Genomic DNA, 8,962 nt, shown 5'->3' on the forward strand with positions numbered 1-8,962 from the left:
ACCGGTCATCCTCGTCAACGGACGGGTCCGCGCGCAAGTTCCCTCGCGCCGGGCCCAGGGTGGTCGACCCGTGGCGGGTTCGGCGAGCCACGATCGGGTGGTGCGCTCCCCGGCCCTCCGCCTCACCGTCGCCGGTGCCCCCGTCGTGGTCGTCGGCCTGCTGCTCGGGATCGTCAGCCTGACCGCGCTCCTCGTCGGGGTCGCGGTCCTGCTCCTGCTGGCGGCGCTCTTCCTCACAGCTCGAAGCGGTACCCCCGCCCCGCCTCCGTGACGAGGTGCCGCGGCTTCGCGGGGTCGGGCTCGAGCTTGCGTCGCAGGTGGGCGAGGTAGACGCGCAGGTAGTGGCCCTCGGTGCCGTAGGCCGGGCCCCACACCTCGCGCAGCAGCTGCTGCTGGGTGACGAGCATGCCGGGGTGGCGCGCCAGGTGCTCCAGCACGCCCCACTCGGTGGGGGACAGGTGCACCTCCTCGCCACCGCGCACGACCTTCTTCGCCACGAGGTCGACGGTGAAGCTCGCGGTCGCCACCACCGGCGTGCCGTCCGGCGTGACGACCGCGGCTCGGCGGACCGCCGCGCGCAGCCGGGCGAGCAGCTCGGGGACCCCGAACGGCTTGGTGACGTAGTCGTCCGCGCCGGCGTCGAGGGCGGCGATCTTGTCGGCGGAGTCGGTACGCGCGGACAGCACGATCACCGGGATCGAGCACCAGCCCCGCAGGCCCTCCAGGACCTCGATCCCGGGCCGGTCGGGCAGCCCGAGGTCGAGGATCACGACGTCGGGCGGCGGGTGCTCGGCCGCCGCGCGCAGGGCCGCGGCCCCGTCGGCGGCGAGCACGACGTGGTGCCCGTGCGCGGTCAGGTTGATCCGCAGCGTGCGCCGCAGGTGGGGGTCGTCGTCGACGACGAGCACACGGCTCACACGATCACCGCCGGCCGGACCGGCGGTCGCCGAGCTGCTGGAACGTCGCGAACAGGCGGTCGCGGTTCGTGCCGGGCACGCCGGGCCCGGCGACGTTCGGCGCGGCGTGGGTCCTGCCGACGCCCGGCGCCCCGAGGTGGATGCGGCGCTCACCCCGTCCTCCGGTCATCTCCTCATCCTGCACCGACGAGCGCGGCGTCGAGGTCCGGCCCGTTCACCCGGGCCTCGGCCAGGAACCCGAGCGTGCGCCCCGCGGTGGCGCGCCCGTCTGACGGGCACCTTCGCCCACTTCGCCGACTTCGCCGACCGGGCGCAGAAGGTTTTCCGAATTGGCAGCCCTGGTCAGGCGGCGAATCCCGCTCGTCCTGTGGTCGCGGACACAGGCGTCACGTGGTCATGCCGCTACGGTCGGTGGCGCTGATGGTTCCCGGGGCGTCTGCGAGACGGCTCGGGTGGCAACAGGGAACCCGGTGCGAATCCGGGACTGCCCCGCAGCGGTGAGTGGGAACGACCGCCGTCAGGAGAGCACTGGGTCACCCGACCTGGGAAGCGACGGCCAGTAGGAGGCGCACGCGCGCCACGCCCGCGAGTCCGAAGACCTGCCATCGGTGCGCGCGTCGAGAGCCGGCGCGCGCGGCTGCGGAGTCCCGTGGGCGGACCCGTCGCACCCGGTGCCCCCCGGCACGGCGCGCGACCCACCTGCGCGACCCCCGCGAGCCAGACCGCTCGACGAGGAGGAGAGCAGTGTCTGCTGGCCTGTCCGGCCCCATCGGGGCCACCGTCCTGGGCTATCCGCGGATCGGTCCGCGCCGTGAGCTGAAGAAGGCCCTGGAGGCCTACTGGAAGGGCTCGAGCAGCGTCGGTGACCTCGAGCAGGTCGCCGCCGACCTGCGGGCGCAGACCTACCGCGAGCTCGCCGACGCCGGCCTCGACTCCCAGCCGACCGGCACGTTCTCGTACTACGACCACGTCCTCGACGTCACCGCGATCCTCGACGCCGTCCCGCCGCGCTTCCGTCCGCACGGGCGCCGCGAGGGCACCGCGCTGGACGAGTACTTCGCCATGGCGCGCGGCACCGAGGCCGCCGCGCCGCTCGAGATGACCAAGTGGTTCGACACCAACTACCACTACCTCGTCCCCGAGATCGGCCCCGACACCCCGATCCGCCTCGCCGACGAGACGCCGGTGGAACGGCTGCGCGAGGCCGTCGCCGCGGGCGTCGCCGGGCCGCGCCCGGCGCTCGTCGGCCCGGTGACCTACCTGTTGCTGGCCAAGGCCGCCGACGGCGCACCGGAGGGCTTCTCGCCGCTGTCGCGCCTCGACGAGGTCGTCGAGGTGTACACCCAGCTGCTGGGCAGGCTCGCCGACGCCGGCGCCGCGTGGGTCCAGCTCGAGGAGTCGGCGTTCGTCGCCGACCGCTCCGACGAGGAGCTCGCCGCGCTGCGCCGCGCCTACGACCGCCTCGCCGGCACGGCCGACCGCCCGCGCATCCTCGTCACGTTCTCCTACGGCGACCCCGGCCCCGCGCTCGACACACTCGCGGAGAGCCGTGTCGACGGCCTCGGCCTCGACCTGGTCACCGCGCCGGACCTCGCGGACCGCGTGCCCGCCCTCGCCGCGCTGCGGGAGAAGACGGTGGTCGCCGGACTGGTCGACGGCCGCAACATCTGGCGCACCGACGTCTCCCGCGCCCTGTCCCGCGCCGCGACGCTGCTGGGCTCGGCGGGCGACATCGCGGTCTCGAGCTCCTGCTCGCTCCTGCACGTGCCCTACGACGTGAGCGTCGAGTCGAAGCTCGACCCCGGCGTCGTCGCCCGCCTGGCGTTCGCCCGCCAGAAGCTCGACGAGGTCGTCCTGCTCGGGCGGGCCCTGCGCTCCGACGCCTCCGAGGAGAGCGTGCGCCAGGCGGTCAGCGACGCCGCGTCCGTGGCGGCGAGCTCCGTCGACGAGGCCGTCCGGCAGCGCGTCGCGTCCGTCGAGCCCGGGGACCGGACCCGCGCGGACTACCCGGTGCGCGCGACCGCGCAGCAGGAGCGTCTCGGGCTGCCGGCGCTGGCCACGACGACGATCGGTTCCTTCCCCCAGACCCCGGACGTACGCAAGGCGCGTGCGGACTGGGCGAACGAGCGCATCGACGACGCCGAGTACACCCGCCTGATGCGCTCGGAGATCGAGCGCGTCATCCGGCTGCAGGAGGCGATCGGGCTGGACGTGCTCGTGCACGGCGAGCCCGAGCGCAACGACATGGTGCAGTACTTCGCCGACAACCTGCCCGGCTTCGCGACCACCGAGCTGGGCTGGGTGCAGTCGTACGGGTCGCGCTGCGTGCGCCCGCCGATCCTGCACGGCGACGTCTCGCGTCCGGAGCCGATCACGGTCGGGTGGGCGAAGTACGCGCAGTCGCTGACCGCCAAGCCGGTCAAAGGCATGCTCACGGGTCCGGTCACGATCCTCGCCTGGTCGTTCGTCCGTGACGACCAGCCGCTCGGCCAGACCGCCGACCAGGTGGCGCTGGCCCTGCGCGACGAGATCGCCGATCTCGAGGCCGCCGGGATCGGCATCATCCAGGTCGACGAGGCCGCGCTGCGCGAGCTGCTCCCGCCGCGCCGCGCGGACTGGAAGGACTACCTCGAGTGGGCGGTGGGTTCGTTCCGCCTGGCCACGGGCGGGGCGGCGGAGTCGACGCAGGTGCACACGCACCTGTGCTACTCGGAGTTCGGAGACGTCATCGACGCGATCGACGGCCTCGACGCCGACGTCACGACGATCGAGGCGGCGCGCTCGCGGATGGAGGTGCTCGCCGACCTCGAATCGGTCGGCTACTCCCGCGGCGTCGGGCCGGGCGTCTACGACATCCACTCGCCGCGCGTGCCCGAGCGCGAGGAGATCGCGTCGCTCATCGCCGAGGCGCAGCGGGTGGTTCCCGACGACCGGCTCTGGGTCAACCCCGACTGCGGGCTGAAGACCCGCGGCTACGAGGAGGTCGAGCCGACCCTGCGCGCGATGGTCGAGGCGGCCCGGGCGGCCCGCTGACGACGAGCCGCGGGACCCGGGTGACCGGGGTCCCGCGGCGCCCCTCAGATCTTCTGCACCTCGACGAAGTCGGCGTAGACGATCACGTTGGAGCGGTACGAGCGGGTGCCCCGGTCGTAGTCCCCGCCGCAGGTGATGAGCCGCAGCTGCGGGTTCGCCGTGTCGTTGTAGACCGCGTCCGTCGGGAACGAGTCCTTCGGGATGGTCTCGACCCGCGAGACCTCGAACACGGCGCGCTGACCGTCGGCGCGGTCCACGAACACCTGCGCGCCGGCGACGACGTCCTTCAGGTCGGCGAAGATCCCGGGCTGCCCGCCGCCGTCGACGTGACCGAGGATCACGCTCGGTCCCACCTCGCCGGGCGTCGGGCTCTGGTCGAACCACGACGCCTGCAGGGGCTGCGAGACCGGCGGGACCTCGAGACTGCCGTCCTCCTGGAGCCCGCTCGGGACCAGGCTCGACTCCGCCGAGATCGACGGCACCGTGACCTTCGTCGGGGCCGACGACGCCAGCGGGGCGGGCGAGGTCGGGCCGGACGAGCCCGAGTTCGCCCCGACGATCAGCGCGAGGAGGACCAGCACCACGATCAGGAAGATCGAGATGTTGGTCATCGACGGCCCGGACGTCTTTGTGTCCGTGTCGGTGAGCGGCATGGTCAGTTGCCCGTGTCCACGCCGCCGGACGGGACGCGCTTCACCTGCGTCGCGTAGACCTCGCCGACCGGGCGGTAGCGGTACCAGTAGTGGCCGACCGAGTAGTTGACGTAGCAGGTCGTCCGGCTGTAGCTGCTGCCGTGGTAGCTGCTACCACCGGTGTAGCTCGAGTCGTAGCCCTCGCCCTGGTCGGTGGTCGTCAGCGTGTTCGGGCCCTCGTCGAGGTCGGAGTCCGTGTCGCCGTCCGCGGACGGCGCGGCGCGCAGGCCCTGGGTGGGCGAGGAGGACCCGCCGCTCGGGACGAGCGAGGACCCGCCGCTCGGGAGGAGCGAGGACCCGCCGGACGTCGCGAGAGGCGTCGCCGAACCGCTGCCGCTCCCGTCGTCCTGGATCGGGACCGGATTGGTGGCGGTGTCCCCCGTGTCTGCGCCGGTGATCGGGTCGGTGATCGGGTCGGTGATCGGGTCGGTGATCGGGTCGGTGATCGGGTCGCCCGCGTCGGTCGCCGGGTCGGTGATGGGATCCGTGACCGGGTCGGTGACCGGGTCCACCGGGGTGTCGGTGAGGGGGTCGGTGACCGGGTCCAGCGGGTTATCCGTGTCAGTGCCGTCGGTGTCAGTGCCGTCGGTGTCAGTGCCGTCGGTGTCTGTGCCGTCGGTGTCTGTGCCGTCCGTACCGTCCGTCGTGCTGTCGGTGCTGCCGTCACCACGCGGGGGGTGGTAGGTCGACACCTCGACGCAGGTGGTGCTCGAGTAGTCGGTCGCGGACGCCGATCCGACGCCCAGCGAGCCGATGAGCAGCACCCCGGCTCCGAGCACCAGGAAACGGCGCCCCTTGTCCTGACTCGTCATGCCCTTCTCTCCGTCCCCGGCCCTCGCCGGCCTGGTCTCGTTCACTGACCGTCGCCCCGTCGACGCTGACGTGTCGCGTATCACCCATTCGGTGTTACGCAGATGTCGCGTCGTGACCTGAGCGTTAGCTCTGTCGTGGGATGTCGGGTTCATCCCCCGGCGCCGCGGCGCTCCGCTCACTGCGGGGCAGGGACGTCGTCGGCCCGTACGACAGCGGGCGCCACGACCGGGTCGGGCTCGGCGTCCCGGGGCGCTCGTGCCTCCGGGAGGGGTTGCTCGGCGGTCGTCGGCGGGCTCTCGGGTCGCAGCCGGCGCAGCTGGTCGCGGACCCACAGGAGCACCCGCTCGGCGCGCTCGGGCGGGAGGAAGGCGAGATAGAGCGTCACGATGGTGACGCTGAAGAAGCCGACCGCCAGCGTGAGCTCGATCGACAGGTGCAGCAGTACGCCGATCGCCAGCACCCACGGCCGGGCGGCGCGGTTCCACACGAGGATGCCGACGGCGAGCTCGCCGGCGAGCGTGCCGTAGGTCGCCAGCTCGGCGAGCACCGGCGAGTCCGTGACGAACTGCGGCACCGGCAGGCGGCTGATCTCGCCGATGCGCACGGCGTAGGACACCGCCGTGCCGTCGCGCCAGAGCCCGCCCGCGGCCTTCTCCCAGACGGTCGAGAGGTAGATGACGCTGACCTGGATCTGCGCGAGACGCAGGGCCCACGGCGCGCGCCGGGGGAAGGTCCACACGCTCCCGGGATCCGCGCGCCATCGGTCCACCGACGCGGCCGACCCGGCCGGCATGAGGAGCAGGTACAGGGCGACGAGCCGCATGAGCGCGTCCCCGGCGTTGAAGGCCAGGGGCGCCGTGCGTGTCACCGACATCATGACGACGAAGACGATCAGCGCCGCGACGCGGGTCTGGAAACCGACGGTGAGCGCGAGCGCGCCGAGAAGGCCCGCGAGCCACAACGCCCAGATCATCGGCGTGCCCTGGACGAGGGTCAGGAGCGTCCACCCGCCGAAGGGCAGCTCCCGCGGCGGGATGACCCCGCCGGCACCGAAGAACGGGTCGAGGACCGGGACGAGCGAGAGCATCCAGACCGTCGCCACGAGACCGAAGGCGATGCGCAGGACCTCGACGGGCGCCGTCGACTGCGGGGCGAACCAGAACCGGTCCCAACCCTCGCGGAGACGGGTCCACGGGGCGGTCATCGCCCGCTCACCGGAGTCGTGAAGAACGGGATCTCACGCCAGCCGCCCGCGTCGGTGGACGCTCCCCCCGGGGGCGGGTTGACGTACGCGGTGCGGGTCAGGGTCACGCGCACGGGGTCGTGCCCGTCGGCGCGGTCCTCGTCGGCGATCCATCCGGCGAAGGCCACGCGCTCGCGCTCGGCCGTCTTCTTCTTCCACAGCTGCTCGCCGTACTTGCGCCAGCGGTAGTCCCAGTACTCGGTGATCCCGTCGCCGCCGTCGAGCGGGTAGACCCCGACGGTGTTGTCCGTGCGCTCGACACGGGCGACGACGTGGTTGGTCGTGCGCGGCGGGCTGGGGGCGAACACACCCCAGCCCTGTTCGAGCCCGGTCGCGTACAGGAACGGCCGCGTCAGGCCGACGAGCCCGTTCTTGATCTCCGACCTCGGAGCCGTCGCGGCGAGCAGGCACAGCAGGAACAGCACGATGAGCACCGAGATCCCGAGGCGTTGCCCCCGGCTCATGACGCGTGCGTCGTCCGGTTCCTCGGTCGCGGCCTCCGAGGTCGCGGCCTTCTCGGTCGTCGTCACCGCATCCCCCGTCTCCATCGGCGTGCCCGCTCTCCCACATCGGCGGAACGCGCTGGGCGTTACGGAGCAGAGGGGATTCGGCCGTGGCCGTCGGACCAGGATCATGCGCGCTTCACCTCACTGACCGATGAGGTGTCGCGGCTCTACGGTGTCCCCGTGATCGCGCGGCAGGCACCCCGTCGGACGGCCGTCCTGCTCGCCCTGGTCGGCGTCCTCGCGGCGCTCGTGGCCCCGGCCGCGTTCGCGCACGAGCCGACGCCGACCGGCGTCACGCGCCTCGAGCTCGACCTGCCGACGCGCGAGCTCCAGCTGACGATCACCGCGCCGCCCGGGGGCGAGGGCCGGATGCCGGTCGTCGTGCTCCCGCGCGGCGACGCCCCGGCCGGTGAGGTCGCGCTCGCCGCCGTGCGCCCCGGCGCCGCCCCGGTCGATCCTGTCGCGGTTCCCGCGGCACCGGTCGGGCAGCCGCACGAGGTCGCCCTGACGGTGGACGCTCCGGGCGCCTGGGAGGTCGCCGTCACCGATGGCGCCACCGTCGCACGCGTCCCGCTCACGATCGCCGCCCCGGAGCCCACGCCGGGCTGGGTGTGGGCTGTCCGGATCGGCGCGCTGCTCGGCGTCGTCGGGCTCATCGGTGCCCTCACCCCGAGCGCACGTTCCCGGCCCCGCTGGGCGCTTGGTCTCGGCGCGGTCGCGCTGGTCGGGGTGACGGTCGCGGCGACGGCGGTGGCAACGGCCCCCGCCACGACCCCGGCGGCGGCTCCGGCCCCCGACGCCACCCCGGCACCGGTCACCGCGCCCGCCGGCGGGCACGCCGGCCACGGCGGCGCGGCGCCGAGCACGCGGGCGGCCCCGATGCCCGTGATCAGCGGCAGCGTCGTCGTCACCGCGAGCACCGCCGCCCCCGCGACCGCCGGCGTTCCCGTCGACCTCGCGCTCGACCTCACCGACTCCTCGACCGGCTCGAGAGTCGACGACCTCGCCGTCCACGACGACGCCCTGATCCACCTCGCGGTGATCGGTCCCGACGGCTCGCTGGATCACGTGCACCCGGTCCGCACCGCCCCCGGGCACTACGTCGTGCGCCTGACGCCCGCGACCGCCGGCGGCTACGGCCTGTTCGCCGAGATGGAGCGGGCGGGCGGCGGTGGGCACCAGGTGGCGCGCACGGCGCTCGACGTCGCCGGCACACCCGCGGCCGTGGCTCCCGCGCCGGGCCCGGGTGCGCGCGAGGTGGACGGCATGCAGGTCGACGTGACGGTGCCCGAGGCGGTGGCGGGCCGTCCGACCCCGATCTCGGCGACCTTCGGCGAGGGCGGCCGGCCGGTGACCGACCTGCAGGGCTGGCTGGGCATGGCCGGCCACCTCATGGTGCTCGGCCCGGGCCTGGCCGGGGCCCCGGATCCGATGGATCCGGCGTCGGCGTTCGGCCACGTCCACGACATGAGCCCCGCCGGACCGGCCGGCACGTACGGCCCGCGGATCACCGTCGAGCACACGTTCCCGCGCGCCGGGCGCTACCAGCTCTGGGTGCAGGTCCAGCGGGACTGGCAGATTGTCACCGTGCCGGTGACGGTCGACGTCGCGCCGGGCCCGACGACCACCCCCTAGACGAGTAAGTCCGAACCCGATCAGTGGTCGTAGGCGATCAGTGATCGGGTCAGGGGCTGGCCGGTGGCTCGGTTGTGCCAGATGGCGGCGGTCATGGCCAGGAGGCGTTGGGCGACGCGTGCG

At 73.6% G+C, this 8,962-nt stretch carries 9 protein-coding genes, 1 pseudogene and 1 riboswitch; of the genes and pseudogenes, 3 read left to right on the forward strand and 7 right to left on the reverse strand.

The window, feature by feature from the left end:
- Window positions 1-100 precede the first annotated feature (100 nt).
- Window positions 101-271 carry a hypothetical protein gene (locus tag AC2A1K_RS17530; RefSeq protein WP_483897580.1) on the forward strand — a complete coding sequence of 57 codons (171 nt, stop codon included), beginning with the start codon at window positions 101-103 and terminating at the stop codon, window positions 269-271.
- On the opposite strand, the gene AC2A1K_RS17535 is transcribed toward AC2A1K_RS17530, so the two are convergent.
- Window positions 234-917: a response regulator gene (locus tag AC2A1K_RS17535; RefSeq protein WP_483897581.1), complete on the reverse strand. Its 684-nt coding sequence runs from the start codon at window positions 915-917 to the stop codon at window positions 234-236. The genes AC2A1K_RS17530 and AC2A1K_RS17535 overlap by 38 nt on opposite strands.
- 4 nt (window positions 918-921) lie before the next feature.
- Window positions 922-1,086 (reverse strand): hypothetical protein, encoded by a 165-nt coding sequence (locus tag AC2A1K_RS17540; RefSeq protein ID WP_483897582.1) that lies wholly within the window; start codon window positions 1,084-1,086, stop codon window positions 922-924.
- A gap of 235 nt (window positions 1,087-1,321) precedes the next feature.
- Window positions 1,322-1,538: riboswitch (cobalamin riboswitch) on the forward strand.
- A 135-nt stretch (window positions 1,539-1,673) separates the two neighbouring features.
- On the opposite strand from AC2A1K_RS17540, the gene metE reads away from it, so the two are divergent.
- Window positions 1,674-3,950, forward strand: a complete 2,277-nt coding sequence (metE, locus tag AC2A1K_RS17545) for a 5-methyltetrahydropteroyltriglutamate--homocysteine S-methyltransferase (protein WP_483897596.1) — start codon at window positions 1,674-1,676, stop codon at window positions 3,948-3,950.
- Window positions 3,951-3,994: 44 nt separating this feature from the next.
- Here metE and AC2A1K_RS17550 read toward each other — a convergent pair whose 3' ends face one another.
- The 4 genes from AC2A1K_RS17550 to AC2A1K_RS17565 form a co-directional block, all read right to left on the reverse strand.
- Window positions 3,995-4,561, reverse strand: coding sequence for a class F sortase (locus AC2A1K_RS17550; RefSeq protein ID WP_483897583.1), 567 nt, complete (start codon window positions 4,559-4,561; stop codon window positions 3,995-3,997).
- 44 nt (window positions 4,562-4,605) lie between these two features.
- Window positions 4,606-5,454 carry a hypothetical protein gene (locus tag AC2A1K_RS17555; protein ID WP_483897584.1) on the reverse strand — a complete coding sequence of 283 codons (849 nt, stop codon included), beginning with the start codon at window positions 5,452-5,454 and terminating at the stop codon, window positions 4,606-4,608.
- A 176-nt stretch (window positions 5,455-5,630) separates the two neighbouring features.
- Entirely contained in the window at window positions 5,631-6,659 is a 1,029-nt protein-coding gene (locus AC2A1K_RS17560) for an HTTM domain-containing protein (protein ID WP_483897585.1), read from the reverse strand.
- Entirely contained in the window at window positions 6,656-7,228 is a 573-nt protein-coding gene (locus tag AC2A1K_RS17565) for a hypothetical protein (RefSeq protein ID WP_483897586.1), read from the reverse strand. Before AC2A1K_RS17565 ends, AC2A1K_RS17560 begins: the two co-directional genes overlap by 4 nt.
- Window positions 7,229-7,384: 156 nt before the next feature.
- Between AC2A1K_RS17565 and AC2A1K_RS17570 the strand changes: the two genes are divergently transcribed.
- Window positions 7,385-8,839 (forward strand): hypothetical protein, encoded by a 1,455-nt coding sequence (locus tag AC2A1K_RS17570; protein WP_483897587.1) that lies wholly within the window; start codon window positions 7,385-7,387, stop codon window positions 8,837-8,839.
- Between the two features lie 20 nt (window positions 8,840-8,859).
- On the opposite strand, the pseudogene AC2A1K_RS17575 reads toward AC2A1K_RS17570, so the two are convergent.
- Window positions 8,860-8,962: pseudogene (locus tag AC2A1K_RS17575) on the reverse strand (IS982 family transposase); the annotation flags it as partial.

It is taken from the genome of Actinomycetospora sp. 2LY8.5, assembly GCF_057180585.1.

Coding starts and splice junctions, on each gene's coding strand:
- AC2A1K_RS17540 (WP_483897582.1), bottom strand. CDS start 1,086: ATGACCGGAGGACGGGGTGAGCGCCGCATCCACCTCGGGGCGCCGGGC.
- AC2A1K_RS17550 (WP_483897583.1), bottom strand. CDS start 4,561: ATGACCAACATCTCGATCTTCCTGATCGTGGTGCTGGTCCTCCTCGCG.
- AC2A1K_RS17555 (WP_483897584.1), bottom strand. CDS start 5,454: ATGACGAGTCAGGACAAGGGGCGCCGTTTCCTGGTGCTCGGAGCCGGG.
- AC2A1K_RS17560 (WP_483897585.1), bottom strand. CDS start 6,659: ATGACCGCCCCGTGGACCCGTCTCCGCGAGGGTTGGGACCGGTTCTGG.